Here is a 17948-nt window from a genome sequence, read left to right on the forward strand (position 1 = left end):
ATAACGATTTTACAACTCATGCGCCTCTTCCATCACCGCCACCGCCTGCTCATGGGTGACGGTGGGGAAATCATCTAAAAATTCGGCCAGGGTGTCTCCCCCGGTCAGATAATCCCACAGTGCCTGGACTGGGACGCGGGTACCACGAAACACCGGTGTACCGCCCAGAATTGCGGGGTCGCTGCTAATCACGGATGACAAGATCATGTAAGACTAATCGCATGTATTATAGCGCGGTTTTAACCCAATTTACTAAGGGATTACGCAACTCCAGTGGAGTAGGAGTTCCTTGGCTTTTGTTCTTTTTCCCAGGGTTGTTCGCTTGCGCTTCAACCCGTGGGCTTAGTTACCCAGTATTACCATTGAACAGGGCGCGTTGCGGTGCTCCCTCTCCCTCTGGGAGAGGGTCGGCGTGAGGGAACCTACCGCGAAGCGGTTACGGAACTCAGCCCTGGGTTGCCGCGCAGCGACTACCCTGGGAATACCCCCTCTCCCACTGGGAGAGGGCCGGGGTGAGGGAACCTACCGCAACGCGGTTGCGTCATGCGGAAATAACCCAGTATTACTGAATGCCTTCACAAATTTCTAACCGCGCTAAGTTTAGCTAGAAAGATTATTATACATACTGTACACCTGTATGTCAACGGGTTTTTTGGGCCACGGAGGGTTGTTTTTCTTCCGTCAGGGATTCCTCCGCAAATTTGCTGAGAAAATAGATGCTGCTGTCGTGCCCATGAAAGCCCACGACGCGCTCGTCGACATTGGTGACTTGCTTGATGATCCGCCCGGCGCGCAGGTCAAATTCAATCGTCCCCCGGCCCAGGTTTTGGATCACCTGGCTGCGGATTTCGGGATTGTCGATCGGCGGCAGCACGGTTTCATACGAAATGCTGGCAATGCCCCCTTCGACCTTGTCCAGTTGATAGCGGTGGCGGGCCTGATAGACGCGCGGTTGATCCGCCACCGTCACGGTGATCTCAATCGGCGTCGACCAGGGCTGGCCCAGGTGGACCGGCTGGGCGGGAAGGGGGACAAGGACCTGCTGATGGGCCTGATAGGTGCCGCTGTCGTGGATTTTGGCCGATTGTTCGGAGGTGGACTCGCGCTTGAGGACCTTGCCTGTCCGGTCGATGGTTAACCGGGAAAGGGGCGTGCCGATCATGGCGGCGGTGGATTCGTATCCCGGAGGAGGGGTTTTGTCGGTGCGGCTGTTGTAGCGGACTTCCTCGCGGCCGGACATTTTTTGCCGCATGTCGATGGCGTCCCACATCGTTTCAAAGGTTACGTTCCCCGCTTCGTCCACGGCGATCACTTTCCAACGCTTGTCAGAGACAGTGGCGATTTCCGCGACCTGCGATGTCCCGGAGATGGTCGTCTCGACCCGCGTTTGCTGGGTCAGGCGGGTGCGCACCACCTCGCCGGCGGTAAATTTGTATTGCAGCGTGTATTTTTCCACTTTGGCGGGTTGGCCAGCCGCGGCGGAAACGCTGCCTGCCGCAGTGGAAGAGTTTGTCGTCGATTGCGTGACAGGAGTAGCGGCCCCCGCCTTGGCGGCGCTGGTGGTACTCGGCGTGGTGGGCTGCGCGGTGCTGGTTGGAGCGGCGGGCGCTGGTTTGGTGGTCGCGGCCGTGGCGGGCTGCGGGGAAGGAGCGGGCTTTGCCGCTGTGGGGCTGTTCTTGCCCGTGGCCGCGCTGCCTGCTTTTGCGTTGGTTGCTTTGGCGTTGCTAGGCTGCGCGCCGCGAGGCTGTGCGCTTTTTGGCTGGTTGTTATTTGTTTGGGCGCTCCCCGCCCGTGTGGTTGATTTGGCGGGGGGCTTGATGACGGGGGCGGGCTTGGCTGGTGCGGCCTTGGCGGTTGCGGGGGCCTTAGCGGTTGCTTGGCTTTTGGTATTTGAGGGGGCCACAGTCGTCGCGGCCCGGGGGGGCGTGGCGGACTGCTGCGCGATAGGAGCTTTTAATACCGAAGGGGGAGTGGTGGCCGCGGGTTCGGCGCTTTGAACACTTGGCGGCAGCCAACAATTCGTCCCGCAGATCCCCACGACCGCGGCCAGTGTCAGGCTCTTGCCATAACCAGCCCAAGAGCTGTTTGTCAACTTTTGCATCGCACTCGCTTCCTTTCGAGAACGTCTGAATCAATTTGGCTAAATCTGTCGCCCCAGGCTATTTCCTAATTTGGCCGCACGTGTCCGCTCCAGCCCAGTTTTTCGCGTAAGGTGCGGTAGTAGCTGCGACCCAGCACTTCGATCAATTGAAAATGCGTCCCCGCCTGGCTGATACGCACCCGGTCCGCGGCCGTCAGTCGCCCCAACACCCGGCCATCCACCACCACCGAGGTCGATTCGTGCGGCTGGTCCACCAGCAGCTCGTACACCCGCTCGGCGCTATCCACCAGCGGACGCACGGTCATCGTGTGTGGACTAATCGCACAAATCACAAACGCCCGCAGGTCTTTTCGCAAAATCGGACCCCCCGCCGACAAGTTGTGGGCGGTCGAACCGACCGGCGTGGAGACGATCAAACCGTCGCAACTATACGACGTCACCCATTCAGCGTCAACGCGAAGATGGATGTTCAGCATTTGAAACGGCGGTCCCCCCAGGAGGGCCGTTTCATTCAGGCCCAGGGTACTTGCTAGCACTTCTTCTTTGCGCAGGATTTCGCAGCGAAACATTAGATGCCGCACCACCCGATACCGCCCCGCGCAGATCGCGGGCAAAATAGCTAGCAAGTCGTCGGGGGAATAATCCGCTAAAAAACCCAGCTTGCCCAAATTTGCGCCAATGATCGGAATTTGCCGCTCCCCCAGGCGATGGGCGGCCCGCAGGATGGAGCCATCCCCCCCCAGGACAATGGCAAAGTCCGCAGCGGGGACCGTGGCCAGGGAGTGGTTGTCCTGCTCGGCCACGGGCAGGTCCAGATCGCAATGGATGATCTGGGCGAGCTTGGCCAATTCAGGTCGAAAACGCTCGAGTTCCGCCGCGATGCGCGGATTGCCCGTCCGGCCCAGCAGCAGCACGCGGGGACCGGGGGGAGTCGACCAGGAAGGGACGGAGGGGGAATCCATGCGGCACGCGGAAAAGGGACGGTTCAAATCGTGTGACGATTTTACGGGAAACAGGAGCCAATTTCATGATAGTCAACCCAATAGCTTTTGACGAATGGAAAATGGATGATCGCGGAGAGTGGACCGTCCATACAATCAGCCGCAGGGCGCTAGCCCACGGTTGGAGCGGTAAGAAAACCGTGGGCGAGTTGATCGGCAGGGCCGGAGACGCAATTGTTATTTGTAAACAGGAGGAAGCAGAGAGAGCAGAGGGGGGAAAACTGCAAATAGTATTCCTCCGCTGTCTCTGCTACCTCCTGTTAAAAAATGGATTGCGGTGTTTTTGTGAACAGGAGCAAGCAGAGGGAGCAGAGTTAAACAAAAGGAAGCGAAGAGAACGAAGGGGGAGTTGCACCGGAACTTGTTCCGGTGTGCGCGGCACTAGAAGCCTACGGGGTGGATAGGTAAACAATCAACAAAGGGCCTCCAACCGCTCTGCGGCCCTAGGAATTTGTTACGTACTTGTTTTTTACCTGGCTGATTGACTTGCCTTGACCGAGCAAATAAATTATTAACATATTTACGAGTAGCTGGCGGTACCGTCACTCGTTCGCGCAGTGTGCGGGCAACAATTTTCTAAAATTTTGGCATAACCCGGGAGGACCGCTCGTGAGCATTACATCATGCCGTTTCTGTTTGCGCAGCCCAAATTTTTTGCGCGCTGCCCTGTGGAGTGCGTTTGTTGGTCTGACCTGGATCTGCAACTCCGCCGTTGTTCGAGCGGATTGGGAGCAATTTCAGGGGAACGCCGCACACACTGGTTACGTCGATAGTTATATCTATGCCCCCGGCTTGACGCAGCAATGGTTCTCCCCAGCCCCGTCCTATTCGGCCGGACCCGGCGATCGCAGCGTGGCCATCGTCGCTGGGGACGTTTACGCCACGATGCTGCAAGGTTACGGACCCGTTGGTCCATACTTGGTCAAACGCCTGGACGGATTGACGGGCGCGACGGAGTGGCAGGCCTCAATTCCCGGCAGTTCGCATTCGGGCGTCTCGGCCCCCTCAGTGGCCGGTGATACTGTCTACGTGCATCATTTTGGGCATTCCGGCAGCAGCGGATCAGCTTTTCCCACGGACTACCCAGCGCTTGTGGGGCTGGATAGAGCTAGTGGCGTCCAGCAATTTTGGACGACGCATTCCGGTCAATGGTCGAGCGGCAGCCGGCCAACGATCGAGGGGACCGGGGTCTTCGCCGCGGGGGGCTATTTCGGCGGGTTGGACGCCTATGGTTTGAACGGCTCCCACGTTTGGTTTCATGGGGTGAACCAGCAATATGGCTGGATTCCAGCCGCCGACCAAAACAATGTCTACGTGTACATGGGGGCCGCGAGCGCCAGCCCCGGGCCCAGCGTCGGGTCGCTCTTTATTGTGAATCGTACCACGGGAGTACGCGACGCAACCGTGCCGCACCCACAATCAAACGGCACCTTTTATGGAGAAGAGCAAAGCGTAATCCTGGGCGGCCAGGGGGATGCGCTCGCGCTGACGTACAATAATCATCCAGCTTTTGCCAATAGCAAGACCCTAGTGAGTTTTGATATCGTCAGCCGCACGATCAACTGGCAAATCACAGGCAATTTTGGTGGCAACGCCGCCGTTTCCGACGGTCAGATCGCCGTGCCCGACGGCAACGCGCTGCGGATTGTGGATCAATCGACCGGCGGAACCTTGTGGACCTGGACCGCGCCGGGGGCGGTGTGGGGCAATGTCGTGCTAAGCAATCAGTACGCATTTGTAAATGCCGGCGGCAGCGTGCATGCGATTGACCTGCTGACGCGGACGTCCGTTTGGAACTCGTCCGGTGTAACGGGCAGTATCGCGCTCGACGATAACCTGCTAGTCATCAGCAATCCGAGCGGAGTGCGTGCCTACACGGCGATCCCCGAACCTGCCTCGTTCGTTGCGACTGTTGTAGCGGGTGCCGCATGGATGCTCATGCGGCGGCGCAAGGCGCGGATTACCGGCCAAACTTAATCTTTCAATAGCTCAGTAAATTATACTACTATGAATGTTCCCCTTTCTCCCTCTTCGTTCCCTTCGTTAACTTTTGTAATATCCGGGATATTGATTTAACAGGAGAGAGCAGAGAAAGCAGAGGGGGAAAATAGTAAGCAGAATTCCTCCGCTAGCGGGTAGCCCAGCTAATCGCCCATTGGCTAGCACTGGAACTTGTTCCAGTGTGCGTAGCACAAGAAGCCTACTTGGATATAATGGAAATTTTTGAAGAAATGCTTCTTGCCGCTGCGCGGCCCAGGAACAAGTTCCTTGGGTACCCGGTCATTGAGGTACGCCCCTAATGTCGATGAAACCACTAACTAAAAATGAGTTGAGGGAGTACTTCCAGGTATATCGCGACGCATTCCCAGAATGGGAAGCAGACGTACCTTACTCACTTTCAAGAACATGCGGCCCAATTACGCAAGTTATAGGCTTTCAGAATTTGAGCTACGGTGCGTATCGACTTATGTGTGGAGTCGAAGTCTCAGGCCCACCAGATGGTGGTTCGTTCGTATTGCCACAGATGCTTGACGTTAAACACCGTAACATTGAGCGCAGGCAGCACTTAACCAAGTGGCCAAAGGTGTTGCGAGCCATTGAAGAACAAATCGTTCCCGATGTGCGGATGCCGCTTGAAATCGTCGAAGTATTCCAGCTTGCTGAAGAAGAAGCAGAGCGAGGTGCAAACGGTAGATACCTCAATGGCGTGGCCGCGCTGAGTGTTTACGTTGGCCAGTATGACCGAGCGATCGAATGGTGCAACCAGGCGGAAGCGAGCTTTAGCGAGTTTGAAAAAGCTATACCATGCCCGGAGTGGATGCTAATCCAAAGAGATTTCACGAATAGATTACGCGAAGCAATCAAGAACGGTACAGGATTGGAGTTTCTTGCAATAACATCTGACCAGCGACAGTCTTAGGCTAGCGGGGTAGCCCCGGTTATTAAACGTTTACCTAAGGAACATATTCCTTGGCCGCGCAGTGGTAAGAAGCAGTTCTTTCTAAGCTTCCGGAACTTCCAATAGGCTTCTTTTGCCTCGCACACTGGAACGTGTTTTCATACCAACTGCGCGAGGCGGACTACACGGCGGGCGGGGGCGCGACGGTCCCCGCCGACGAGCATTACGAGACCGACCTGAACGGCAACCGGTTCGAGCGGGGAGTCGGCACGTCCTATTACCGAGCCAGCACCATCAACAACAACCAGGTGCGGGACGACGGGGTTTACGAATATACCTACGACGCCGAGGGGAACCGCCTCACGCGGTTCCGCCTGACCGCCACCCAGGGGGCCGAGGACAACTATGTCTTTTACTATTATGACCCCGGCAACATAGCTCCCCTATTCCACCTCTTCGTTCCCTTCGCTAACTTTTGTAAAATCCGGGGTATCATATTTACAGGAGGAAGCAGAGATAACAGAGAGTGAAAAGCAACAAGTATTCCTCCGCTGCCTCTGCTACCTCCTGTTCAAAATGAATTCTGTATTTCATAACAGTACAGAACCGTGTATGAAACTATTGTCAATCATGCAGGCTACCCGTGCCCGAACTGCCCGAAGTTGAAACCATGCGCCGCGGATTGCTGCCGTTGACCGGGCAAGTAATTCGCCGGGTGCGGCTTTTGCCCTGTGAACGCCGGCCGCTGACCATCACGCCCGCTCAAATCGATTTTTGCCGCAGCCAGACAGGCCAAAAAATCATCGCCATCGAACGCCTGGGAAAGCGCGTCATTCTGCGCCTGGCCAACGAACTGGCCCTGGTGATCGAACCCCGCATGACCGGCTTGTTGCTCTTGGCCGATCCCCCCACCGCCGACCACTTACGCGTGCGGTGGGAGTGTGTTCCCCCTTCGTCCAAGCGTTCAGGCCCACGCGGTAAAACCACCTCGTTTTGGTATTGGGACCGCCGCGGCTTGGGCGTGCTCCGGTTGGTCACGCCGGCGCAGTTTGCCGCGTATTATGGCCCGCAGCGGATCGGCCCCGACGCCTTGCAGCTAAGTCCCGTTGAACTGCGCGCGCGGTTGCAGGGGACCAGCCGGCCGATCAAGGTCGCGCTCTTGGACCAAAAACTGTTGGCGGGCGTGGGAAACCTGTACGCGTCGGAAATGCTGCACCTGGCAAAAATCCATCCCGCGGTGCCGTGTGATTGCCTGCGCGGGGGGGATTGGTCGCGGCTGCATGCGGCCCTGGTCGAAGTGCTCGAGACCGCGATCCGCTACGAAGGCTCTACCCTGGGGGATGGGACCTACCGCAATGTGCTAAACCAAGATGGCGGCTACCAAAACGAGCATCGGGTGTATGCCCGTCACAAGGAACTTTGCCCCGCCTGCCAAAAAGCGGCGGTGGTCCGCATTGTGCAGGCCCAGCGGGCGACGTTTTTTTGCCCCCGCTGCCAACGAGCGCGGGGCGTAAAATCGACTTAAAATTTAATTGCAAGGGACTGGCCCAACCGTTCTAATGAGTTTGTGACTGGTTTTCGGCCTAAGAGTCTAACCCGCCACTTTCCCCGCCCCCGTTTGTTGTTGCCATCAGGCGCATCACGCCTATTTTTTTCGTCGCGTGGCAAAACTTTCTTGGTTTTCCCATAAAGGAGCTTTCTTATGTCCCATTCGCCCAACTGCCCCGATTGCACAGTCGAAAATGGAATTGTGGAGAATAACACGCCCAAGTTGACTGTTCCCCGCCGCAAATTTCTGCAAACGAGCGCCGCGGCGGTCGCCGCCTTTTCCGCGGGGGTGTCCGCCTTGCCTAATTGGGCCGTGGCCAAAGAAGCCGTCGCCGCCGCCAGCACGCCGGAATCGCTGGTCAAACTGCTCATGGAGTCGCTTTCTCCCGGGCAGAAAGAGACGATTTGCTTTGATTGGGATTATCAAGACGCCAAGCGGGGGCTGTTGCGGACGTATGTCTCGAACAATTGGAAAATCACCGAGCCGAACATCAACGACGATTTTTATACCAAGGACCAGCGGCAACTGGTGCGGGACATTTTTAAGGGGTTGATCCAGCCCGATTGGGTTAAGAAGATCGACAAGCAGTTAGAGGATGACGCGGGGGGCTTTGGGAATGAGCAAAGCATTGCGATTTTTGGCGCTCCGGGGGAAAAGTTTGAATTTGTGATGACCGGCCGCCACATGACGCTGCGGTGCGATGGCAATTCGGCCTCGCATGTCGCCTTTGGCGGGCCGATCTTTTACGGCCACGCGGCGGACGGCTTTAATGAAAAGCCGGACCATCCGGGGAATGTCTTTTGGCCGCAAGCCCAAGCGGCGAACAAGGTCTATCAAATGCTGGATGAAAAGCAGCGCAAGGGGGCCTTGGTGACGGACGCGAATTTGCCGCGCGAGCAAGCGGTCGGTTTCCGCGGCAAGAAGAACGACCTGCCGGGAATTCCCGTGACCGAGATGTCCGCCGATCAGCAGTCGGAAATGCAAAAAGTGTTGGCTCTGCTATTGGAACCGTATCGCCAAGGGGATCGGGATGAAGTCTTGGCCTGCCTGAAAGCGCAGGGAGGCCTGGAGGGGTGTTCGCTGGCGTTTTATCAGGCCGGAGACCTGGGGAATGACCAAGTGTGGGATAACTGGCGGCTGGAAGGGCCATCGTTTGTATGGCACTTTCGCGGTACGCCCCACGTGCATGTCTGGGTGAACGTGGCGGATGACGCCAGCGTCAAACTGAATGCGTAAGCTGTGCCATTTTAAGTGGCATGGGCCGTTTATCTAAAGCGCTCTTTGGCCGATACGGGAAGTCGTCTATCCCGTGTCGGCCCTGCTGCGCGCTATTCGGGCTTTTTGTTTTCGCTCCGCTCTTGAAGGAATCTGCCAGAACGGCGGTAGACTTTGCGCGCGTGTTAAATCAGTTACACGAGTTGCCGCAATCGTGGGGAATATCCCAATTTTTCCTCCGTTTTCCAGAATAATGCTGTAGATTTGTAATAGAATCTGTCGCAAATCTCATCGGCATACGCTTTGCAGTAATAAAGATCAGCCCGCCCCGTATTCACCACATTTGGCAGGCCCTTACAAACCGTCCCTTTCCGTTTTTCGCAATAATCCGCGAAAACTTGAATTGCGGTAAATCCACTCCCGAACCTCAAACTGGCAAGAATTGTCTAACGTAGGAAGCACAACGGAACAACCCCCCCGCCGGGGCGAATAGGCGACAGAAAAGAGGCCAAAATGTCCCCCACAACCCATGTTTTGCCCCTGAATGTTACTTGGGATGACGGTTTCGACCGGTTTTTTGAAACCGCCCCCTTTGCCAAATTAGAGGCCGAGTTAGAACGCTCCTTGGCCGAGTTAGAGGTGCGCTACAGTTTTTGGATTCTGCCGACCCGGGGGGGAAGTACACGCCGGGGAGAAGCTTCGGTGGCTCTGCCGGGCATGCCACATTCGGGCGATTCTGCGGAATCTGCTGATCCCAAAAAGCCCCGATAAGGTTGTCAGCGTGGCTAAATCGCCACATTGGTCCGGGAACATCTTTGATATTCGCTCTTGGTAATATCCCGCAAATGATTGCCAGTTATTTACTTGCATATTAGTTTTTTTGGATTTACTTTCTTGTGCGCGCGGCAAATCCGCTCCTTTCCGAGTGCGCGTCCTTTGTTAAGTAAAATCTAGCATTAAGTAAAATTCCCGCGAATTTATCGACCCCCTTGTTTCAGGATCAGGGGGGATTCTGTTACTCTGTTAAACTGTTAATTTACACAGTTTCCCCACCATCCCGGGTATTTTTTTCGTATGCAGGATTGGCCCCAGCGAGTTGTTTTGATAACGGGCGCGTCGCGTGGTTTGGGCCTGCATTTGGCCGGTAAATTTGCCCAGCGGAGCGCGCGCTTGGTGCTGGTCGCCCGTCAACCCGAGCAATTGTTTACCGCCGCCGCCGGTTTAGGCCTTTCGGCGGATCGTTGCTTGATACTTCCCGCGGATGTGACCGATGATGCCAGCGTGGCGTCGCTCTTTGCCCAAATTAACCAGCATTTTGGCCAGCTTGATGTGCTGGTGAATTGCGCGGGGGCCTCGCAGCGAGGGCTAATCGCACAGACGCCGCTGGCGGATTTTGAACGTTTGTGGCGGCTCAACGTGTTAGGCGTGGTGCGTATGTGCCAGGGGGCGTTGCCCCTGTTAACGGTTAGCCAGGGGACAATTGTCAATATTGGCAGCCTGGCGGGAAAGCTGGCCGCGCGGTACCTAGGGGCATACTGCGCCACCAAACATGCGCTGGCGGGGCTGTCGCAGCAGATGCGGCTGGAACTAGCACCAACGGGAGTGCGGGTGCTGCATGTCTGTCCGGGGCCGATTCGCCGCGATGACGCCGGCGCGCGCTATGCGGAACAGGGGGCGGGATTACCCCCGCAGGCGTCAAAACCGGGAGCCGGGGTAAAGTTGTCCGGCATGGATCCCGCCTGGCTGGCCGAGCAAATCGTCCGAGGCGTGGAAAAACGACAGCCGGAACTGGTTTTTCCCTGGCGGGCGCGGTTACTCATGGCGATTTCCGCCCTGGCGCCCCGTTGGGGGGACTGGTTGATCGGCAAAATGACCAGTGGGCCGCCCTAGCCAATCCCAGCCGTCTGTGTTAGCCTTTGTGTTTATATCTCCCCTAAAAACCGTTGTTTTTGCACGTTTTTAAGCCCCGTACGACCCCCTTTAACATTTCGCCGCTATGCCCGCCGTGCTGGAACCTCCCTCGCCCATCGCCGGTGTTAGCCCTCCCGAGCTCAAGGAAACCACGATCATGACGGTCTGGCCGTCGATCGCGGCCACGGGTATTGGCCGGTTTTTGGGTCAACTGTATGCCATTGATCTTGGCGTGAGCGTGTTTACCGTGGGAAATTTAATCGCGCTGTTGTCCATCCCGATTGTTTTACCCCTGATTCTGGGCAAGTTCGCGGTCGATTTTTTGGCGGGAGTGCCGATCCTGGGCCTGCCGTTTTTGCCGCTTAAAGGCTCAGTCCAACGGTATATTTTGACGAATCGCCGGGTGCTGATAGCGGAAGGATTGATCCCCCAGCCGACGCAGTATGTTGACTTGGACCGCTTTGACTCGATTGAAGTGGTCGTGCAACCGGGGCAGGCTTGGTATCCGGCGGGTGATTTAATCTTTCGCAAGGGAAACACCGAAACATTTCGTTTGGCGGGTGTCCGCCGACCCGAGACATTTCGTCAAACGATCATGAAGGCCCGCAACGGCTACGTGGGCGTAAAGAAAATCATGGATTAGTGTAGGGAAATCGCAAATTGAAATTATCTCACTCCATCAGAGGATTGTGCATTTACAGCGGGTAAAACCGAATGCTGTCGCAAAGCGTTGTGGCAGTTCCATCACACGGAGCGTGATGAGTACGGAAGGAGCTCTCCCCCAGTATGAATTTTCGCGTGGAATTGCCGATCTTTCGCGGGCCAATGGATTTGCTATTGTATCTGGTTCGCAAGCACGAGGTGGAGATCACCGAGATTCCGATTGCGCCGATCACCGAGCAGTTTTTGGATTATTTGACCGTGCTGCGGGAACTACACGTCGATCAGGCGGGCGATTTTTTGGATGTGGCCAGCACACTGATCGAGATCAAGTCTAGGCAAGTACTGCCACGGGGGGACGAGGTCGAAGAGCCGCTCCCCGATCCGCGGGGAGAACTGGTTCAACGGCTGCTAGAATACAAGAAGTTCAAGGACGCGGCGTGCTTGCTGGAAGACCGCGCGCGGGAGTGGCAACAGCATTATCCCCGTCTGGCCGAGGAATATTCCACCCGGCCTATTGATCCGGCGGATGAACCCCTGGCCAGTGTGGAACTATGGGATCTGGTGAGTGCGTTTGGCCGCATCCTCCGCGAGCGGGCGACGGTGCCGACGTCGCGGATTCGCTATGACGAAACCCCCATTCATGTCTACATGGGCCAAATCCACGCAGTCTTGCGGGAACGGCGGCGGGTCAAATTTAGCGAGTTTTTACGGCCTGACCTGCATCGCTCCGCCCTGGTGGGGATTTTTTTGGCGGTGCTAGAATTGGTCCGAAATTACCGCATTCAGGTGGAGCAAGATCAACTCTTTGGCGAGATCGAACTGGTTGCGTCGGCGGAATTGCTGGCCGCGCCCCCCAGTGTGGAATTTGGCCCCATCCTGACTTATGAGCATGGACCGCACGGGGAAATGAGCGGCACCTAAGTGCTCGGACATTTCGTCGCTTCTATCTTTTGCCGGAAGGGGAAATAATGGTTGCGTTCCCCGTCCGCAAAGCAAATAATCAAGGTTTGGCGGCACTTCCAGCCGCAAAATTCTGGCCCAACCCTCGCTCCGTATCGGCTGACCCACACTCGGCCCCTACCTAGGAAATTTATGCGGAAATTTCGATTCATTGCCAGCGTCAGCGTCGTTTTGGGAGTATTCTGTGCCATTTTCGGCGGGGCTACGCTTTTCGCCCAAAAGCCAGCGACCGAGCAACTTGCCACTCTCCGTCCCGCTCCGGGCCAGGAGGTCCAGCTTTTTGCCGCCGAACCGCTAATTATCAATCCCTCGTGCTTGGATGTTGATTCCCGGGGGCGCGTCTGGGCGGCGGAAATTCAATGGTATCGTTCCGGTCTAAAAGATCCCCCCAGTGATAAGATCAAGGTTCTAGAAGATACGGATGGGGATGGCCAGGCGGACAAGGCAACCATCTTTGCCGAGGGCCTGACCGGCACGATGAGCCTATGCGTGGCCGGGGACAAGGTGTACTCGATTGTCAAAGGAGATTTGTTGATGTGGACCGACAAGGATGGCGACTTGCGGGCCGATGGTCCGCCGCAAATCCTCGTGCGGGGTTTTTCCAATCAAAATCATGACCACGTCGGGCATAGCTTGTACTTTGGCCCCGATCACAAATGGTACATGGCCCATGGCGACACTGGCTTTAACGCCACGGGAAGCGACGGCAGCCAGATTCAATATAAATGGGGTGCGATGATTCGCGGGGAAGGTGACGGCAGTCAGTTAGAGATGGTCGCGGTCAACTTTCGCAACCCGTACGAGATCTGTGTCAGTTCCTTTGGAGAGATGTATTGTTCCGACAATGATAACGATGGCAACGAGAGCGTGCGGATTTGCTGGATTTTGGAAGGTGGGGACTATGGCTGGTTCGGCGGTCCTCCCTTTGGCAAACAAGAGCTGGACCAACGCGTCCCGCCGGGAACGCCCTATCGTGAACATTGGCATTTTCGCGGTTATCAGCTAGGGTATGTCCCCGGCACGCTGGTGACCGGGTTTGGGTCTCCGTGCGGCATGTGCTATTACGAGGGAGAGGCCTTTGGACCAAAGTTCAAAAACGCCCCCCTGCATTGCGACCCCGGCCCCCGCGTGGTGCGCCTCTATCGGCATGAACCGGCGGGTTATGGCCCGCGCGCGACCAGCGAGGTCTTTTTGACCAATCAAGGCGACGACTATTTTCGACCGGATGATATTTGCGCCGCGCCGGACGGTTCGTTGTATATCAGCGATTGGTACGATGGCGGCGTGGGGGGCCATGCCTACAACAATCCCACCCAAGGCCGCATTTTTCGCTTGGTCCCCACAGGCAAAAAACTGACGAGCGCTGTTCCTCCGGGGCCTTACACCACGACGGAGCAGGCGCTGGCAGCCCTGGCCAGTCCCAACCTCGACACGCAATTTCAGGCCCGCGAAAAAATATTGGCAGAAGGGAAAAATGCCCTCCCCCTCTTAGTCGCCCTGTTTAATGACACCCAGCAAGATCCCAACCTGCGGGCCCGTGTCCTGTGGCTGTTGGATCGGATTAGCGGAGCCGGGCGAGAAGCAGTCATCGCCCAATTGAATGCGACTGACGAGCAATTTCGAGCCTTGGCCGTGAAAATCTTGGCCCGTCACGGCCAACAGCATGCGGACCTTTGGACCAAATTCGCCACCGATGAAAAAGCCCCAGCCTCCATCCGGCGCGAGGCGCTGTTGGGCATTGGGCGGATGCTGCGGGGCAAGGACAGCGAAGCCGCGGCAGGGAAGTATGGGCCGATGCTGGCGGGCCTGATCGCCCAGGCCGATTCGGATGATCGTTATTACCTGGAAACACTGATCGCCGCCTGCGGCAATCAACGCGTCGCGGTGGCGGAATTATTGTCCCAACAACCGCAACTCTCCGCCAAGGGGTTGGATATTTTAGGAGTTTTGCACCCCGAGCGGGCTGGCGAGTTATTTGCCTCGCGGATTGCCAATGGCAAAATTTCCGCCGCCGAGTTGCGGCAGCTACTACTCTCTAGCGCCGCGGCCAAGGATGCCGCGTTGGGTCAACGCATGGTGGGCCTGCTTCAGAAATCCGAAACCTCCGCCGAAGTCAAAGCGGCAATTTGGGCGGCCCTGGCGGCTAATATCAATTCCGGTTGGAGCAAATTTGGCGAGTCGCGGGAATTGCAACAGCAAGCAATAGCCGCGCTGCGCAGCACGGGGTTGGAACAAGCCGCCGCACTGGAATTGATCAAAAAAGCCAACTGGCGCGATGCCGCCGGGGAGGTCCTGGCATTAATTGGCTCCCCTGACGCATCCAATGCAGTAAAGTCCGCCGCACTGGCGATCCTAGTGGATCTGCGGCCGGATAATTTGGTCGCCACGCTGCGCGCAGCGCGTGAAAAGGCCCCCGCCGAGTTGCGATTGCCTATTTTGCGCGCACTGATTCAACTTCAAGATTCCGCCAGTATCCGCGATGCCCTGACCGCAAAATCCGGCACCGACGCGGAACGGGGGGAAATGCTGAAATTGGCATTTGCCTCGCCCGGGAGCGCATTGGCGTTGCTTAAACTCGTCGAGGAAAAATCGTTGGCCGCCGAATTGCGGGACCAGGTGATCGGCATGGCAGCGCAACACCCGGATAGCAATGTGCGATTGTTGTTTGAGCGATATTTGCCCGCCGACCAACGTTCGCAAAAACTGGGGGATGCGATCAAGGCGGAAGACATCCTCAAGCTCGCCGGCAACGCCCGTCGGGGTCAGGGGATCTTTATGGAATCTAACGCCGCGCAGTGCAAGAATTGCCATATGGTGGCGGGGCAGGGGAGCACCATCGGCCCCGACCTGAGCATGATCGGCAAAAAGTACGAGCGGGCCGCGCTATTGGAAACGATCTTGCAGCCCAGCAAGGCGATATCCCACGAATATGTCCCCTACCTGCTCGAAACCACCCAGGGGCAAACCTACCTGGGCTTTTTGGTCGAGGGGGCCGACTCGCAAGTGACGCTAAAGGATGTGCAGGGGAACCAAATTCGCATCCCCAAAAATGAGGTGGAAACACTTGCCAAACAAGAAATTTCACTCATGCCGGAGCTGGTGCTCAAGGATATCTCGGCCCAAGACGCCGCGGACCTGCTGGCCTACTTGCAAACCCTGACCAAAGGGACCACCGTGGCGGGCAGTTTTCGCATTCTCGGGCCCTTGCCCAAACGCGATGTGGGCATTGACACTTCGCACGCGTTGGAAAAAACCGCCGCCGATCCCGATCCGCGGGCCAAATTTGCCGGCGGGCCAAATGGGGGCGAGGTAGGCTGGGAAGTGGTGACTTCGGACGGGGAATTGGGCTTTGTGGGAATTGATACGGTCAAATACTCGCAAAAACATGGTGGTCCCCCGGCCAAGAACACCCATTATGCCCTGGTTTACGCCGAAAGCCTGACTGATCAAAATGTGGAACTATTGGTAAGCAGCGACGACCATTGCAAGGTCTGGGTCAATGGGGAGGAGATTCATAAATTTGTCGGTTCGCGGGCGCTGGCCCCCGAGCAGGACACCGTACCGGTCAAGCTGCGCCGGGGAAGGAATGTGATATTACTTAAAGTTGTCAATGAAGACGGCCCCGGCGGTTTTGCCTTGGCGGTGAAATCAACCGAACCGGTAAGCTGGAAAACGGAGTGAGGGGAAGTTAATTACGAATTACAAATTACGAATTAAAAATTGATGCATCCGTAGCGGAACTCGCAAGAGTTCCGCCACCCACCTCCCATCTCCCGCCACCCACCTCCCATCTCACTCCCTTAGTTTCCAGCCGGTATGCAACGATTTACCCGGCTTTATCAAGCGTTGGACCAGACCACGCGGACTAATCAAAAAGTCCAGGCCCTGGTCGACTACTTTCGCGCCGCTCCCGCTGAGGATGCCGCCTGGGCCCTTTGGTTTTTGTTGGGAAATCGCCCCCGCAGCGCGGTCACGCGCACGCAGTTGCGGCAGTGGGGGGGAGAGGCCGCCAACCTGCCGGAATGGTTGGTGAATGAATGTTACGAAGCGGTGGGGGATTTGTCGGAAACGCTGGCATTGCTGTTGCCAGAACAGCTTGATCCAGCGATGGTGGACGCCGCACGGGGGGCGGTGGATGCGTTGCCCCAGGTAGCCGCGCTGCATGGCCCGGAGGAAGTGCAAAGCTGGCTATTTAACACCGCTCTTACTGATCCCGCCCATCCTGGTGGCACGGGGGAAGCAGCCTCCCGGGAGGGCCCGCTAGCGACCGGCGCAGCCAATCCCGATCTCGAGTTATTCGCCGATGAGCGGCTTTCCCTGGCGAAACTGGTCGGGTGGTTTGTGCTGCCGCTGGCGGGACTGTCACCGGCGCGGCTAAGAGCGCGGGTCCTGGCAACCTGGCAAATCTTGCCCCCGGCGTATCGCTATTTGTGGCATAAGCTGCTGCTGGGGGGATTTCGAATTGGAGTGGCGCGTACACTAGTCGCCCGCGCCTTGGCGCAGGTGGCGGATTTGCCTCCCGCGGTGATGGCGCACCGTTTATTGCGCCGCTGGCGCCCCACCGCTGAGGATTATTTGGCGTTCCTCGCCCCCGCGGGGGCCGCCGCCGATCTGGGCCAGCCGTATCCGTTTTTTTTGGCGTCGCAGTTGGACGACCCCCCCGCCGCGCTGGGGCCGGTGGAGGAATGGCAGATCGAATGGAAGTGGGACGGCATCCGCGCGCAACTGCTGTTTCGCCAGGGAGAAATGCTGCTCTGGTCCCGGGGAGAAGAATCGATTTTGGATCGCTTTCCCGAATTAGCGTCGCTGCGCGCACTATTGCCGGAAGGGACCGTGTTGGATGGCGAACTGCTGGCCTGGCGCGGCGGGCGGCCGCTCCCTTTTGCCTTATTGCAGCAGCGCATCACCCGCAAAAACGTCCCGCCCAAGCTGCTCCACTCCGCACCGGTCGCCTTTATGGCTTATGATCTGCTGGAATGGAATGGCGTCGATATTCGCGCGCGGTCCCTGACCGAGCGCCGCGCGCTACTAGAGGAACTTTCCCTTCAGATCGGGGACAAAACCGCTGGACCAGGCAGGCCCGAACTCCCCTGGCGGTTATCGCCGGTACTAGCTGGCGAGCAGTGGCTGGACGTGGAAAACCTGCGCGAACAGGCCCGCGGCGAATTGGCGGAGGGTCTCATGCTCAAGCGGCGCGCCGCCCCGTATAGCGTGGGCCGGACGCGCGGCGATTGGTGGAAATGGAAATGCCATCCCTGGTCACTGGACTGCGTGCTGGTCGCCGCCCAGCCGGGACATGGCAAGCGGGCCAGTCTGTTCACGGACTACACCTTTGCCGTGTGGGACGGGGAAGAATTAGTCGGCATGGCCAAGGCGTATTCGGGCCTGACCGATGGAGAAATCCGCCAGGTGGATGAATTTGTGCGCGCCAACACCACCGGCCGGTTTGGACCGGTGCGCAGCGTGCGGCCGGAGTTGGTATTTGAACTGCACTTTGAGGGGATTCAGCCCAGCGGGCGGCACCGGTCGGGCTGGGCGTTGCGATTCCCGCGCATCGCGCGGTGGCGGACGGACAAGACTGCTTCCCAGGCGGATACGCTGGAATCGTTGGTCCGGCTGTATGAACAAGCGCAACGCGCGGAGGGGAAT

At 57.5% G+C, this 17948-nt stretch carries 14 protein-coding genes; 11 read left to right on the forward strand and 3 right to left on the reverse strand.

The genetic code is table 11. From position 1 onward, the window contains the following. Positions 1–9: 9 nt before the first annotated feature. The 3 genes from SFX18_01130 to SFX18_01140 form a co-directional block, all read right to left on the reverse strand. Positions 10–207, reverse strand: a complete 198-nt coding sequence (locus SFX18_01130) for a DUF433 domain-containing protein (GenBank protein MDX1961722.1) — start codon at positions 205–207, stop codon at positions 10–12. 433 nt (positions 208–640) lie between these two features. Further along, positions 641–2101 carry a hypothetical protein gene (locus tag SFX18_01135; protein ID MDX1961723.1) on the reverse strand — a complete coding sequence of 487 codons (1461 nt, stop codon included), beginning with the start codon at positions 2099–2101 and terminating at the stop codon, positions 641–643. Positions 2102–2166: 65 nt separating this feature from the next. Continuing rightward, positions 2167–3063, reverse strand: a complete 897-nt coding sequence (locus SFX18_01140) for an NAD(+)/NADH kinase (protein ID MDX1961724.1) — start codon at positions 3061–3063, stop codon at positions 2167–2169. Positions 3064–3711: 648 nt separating this feature from the next. On the opposite strand from SFX18_01140, the gene SFX18_01145 reads away from it, so the two are divergent. The 11 genes from SFX18_01145 to SFX18_01195 form a co-directional block, all read left to right on the forward strand. Continuing rightward, positions 3712–5079 (forward strand): PQQ-binding-like beta-propeller repeat protein, encoded by a 1368-nt coding sequence (locus tag SFX18_01145; protein MDX1961725.1) that lies wholly within the window; start codon positions 3712–3714, stop codon positions 5077–5079. A 322-nt stretch (positions 5080–5401) separates the two neighbouring features. After that, a complete protein-coding gene (locus SFX18_01150; GenBank protein MDX1961726.1) occupies positions 5402–6022 on the forward strand; it encodes a hypothetical protein in 621 nt (206 codons plus the stop codon). Between the two features lie 131 nt (positions 6023–6153). Beyond that, positions 6154–6531 (forward strand): hypothetical protein, encoded by a 378-nt coding sequence (locus tag SFX18_01155; protein MDX1961727.1) that lies wholly within the window; start codon positions 6154–6156, stop codon positions 6529–6531. A gap of 113 nt (positions 6532–6644) precedes the next feature. Then, positions 6645–7526 (forward strand): DNA-formamidopyrimidine glycosylase family protein, encoded by an 882-nt coding sequence (locus SFX18_01160; protein ID MDX1961728.1) that lies wholly within the window; start codon positions 6645–6647, stop codon positions 7524–7526. A 177-nt stretch (positions 7527–7703) separates the two neighbouring features. Beyond that, positions 7704–8786, forward strand: a complete 1083-nt coding sequence (locus tag SFX18_01165) for a DUF3500 domain-containing protein (protein ID MDX1961729.1) — start codon at positions 7704–7706, stop codon at positions 8784–8786. Positions 8787–9278: 492 nt separating this feature from the next. Continuing rightward, complete coding sequence (locus SFX18_01170; GenBank protein MDX1961730.1) at positions 9279–9536, forward strand: hypothetical protein; 258 nt, start codon at positions 9279–9281, stop codon at positions 9534–9536. Positions 9537–9839: 303 nt separating this feature from the next. Further along, positions 9840–10655 (forward strand): SDR family NAD(P)-dependent oxidoreductase, encoded by an 816-nt coding sequence (locus SFX18_01175; GenBank protein ID MDX1961731.1) that lies wholly within the window; start codon positions 9840–9842, stop codon positions 10653–10655. Between the two features lie 106 nt (positions 10656–10761). Then, the gene (locus SFX18_01180; protein MDX1961732.1) at positions 10762–11319 is read left to right on the forward strand and encodes a PH domain-containing protein; all 558 of its coding nucleotides are present in this window, start codon (positions 10762–10764) and stop codon (positions 11317–11319) included. Positions 11320–11462: 143 nt separating this feature from the next. Further along, entirely contained in the window at positions 11463–12260 is a 798-nt protein-coding gene (locus tag SFX18_01185) for a segregation/condensation protein A (protein ID MDX1961733.1), read from the forward strand. A 171-nt stretch (positions 12261–12431) separates the two neighbouring features. Further along, positions 12432–15980, forward strand: a complete 3549-nt coding sequence (locus SFX18_01190; protein ID MDX1961734.1) for a c-type cytochrome — start codon at positions 12432–12434, stop codon at positions 15978–15980. A gap of 135 nt (positions 15981–16115) precedes the next feature. After that, a partial coding sequence (locus tag SFX18_01195; protein ID MDX1961735.1) for an ATP-dependent DNA ligase occupies positions 16116–17948 on the forward strand: 1833 nt, incomplete at its 3' end.

It is taken from the genome of Pirellulales bacterium (assembly GCA_033762255.1).
Lineage (GTDB): Bacteria > Planctomycetota > Planctomycetia > Pirellulales > JALHPA01 > JANRLT01.

Excerpts from the sequence above, each read along its gene's own strand:
- SFX18_01130 (MDX1961722.1), bottom strand. The coding sequence starts at position 207 with ATGATCTTGTCATCCGTGATTAGCAGCGACCCCGCAATTCTGGGCGGT.
- SFX18_01135 (MDX1961723.1), bottom strand. The coding sequence starts at position 2,101 with ATGCAAAAGTTGACAAACAGCTCTTGGGCTGGTTATGGCAAGAGCCTG.
- SFX18_01140 (MDX1961724.1), bottom strand. The coding sequence starts at position 3,063 with ATGGATTCCCCCTCCGTCCCTTCCTGGTCGACTCCCCCCGGTCCCCGC.
- SFX18_01150 (MDX1961726.1), top strand. The coding sequence starts at position 5,402 with ATGTCGATGAAACCACTAACTAAAAATGAGTTGAGGGAGTACTTCCAG.
- SFX18_01165 (MDX1961729.1), top strand. The coding sequence starts at position 7,704 with ATGTCCCATTCGCCCAACTGCCCCGATTGCACAGTCGAAAATGGAATT.
- SFX18_01170 (MDX1961730.1), top strand. The coding sequence starts at position 9,279 with ATGTCCCCCACAACCCATGTTTTGCCCCTGAATGTTACTTGGGATGAC.
- SFX18_01175 (MDX1961731.1), top strand. The coding sequence starts at position 9,840 with ATGCAGGATTGGCCCCAGCGAGTTGTTTTGATAACGGGCGCGTCGCGT.
- SFX18_01180 (MDX1961732.1), top strand. The coding sequence starts at position 10,762 with ATGCCCGCCGTGCTGGAACCTCCCTCGCCCATCGCCGGTGTTAGCCCT.
- SFX18_01185 (MDX1961733.1), top strand. The coding sequence starts at position 11,463 with ATGAATTTTCGCGTGGAATTGCCGATCTTTCGCGGGCCAATGGATTTG.
- SFX18_01190 (MDX1961734.1), top strand. The coding sequence starts at position 12,432 with ATGCGGAAATTTCGATTCATTGCCAGCGTCAGCGTCGTTTTGGGAGTA.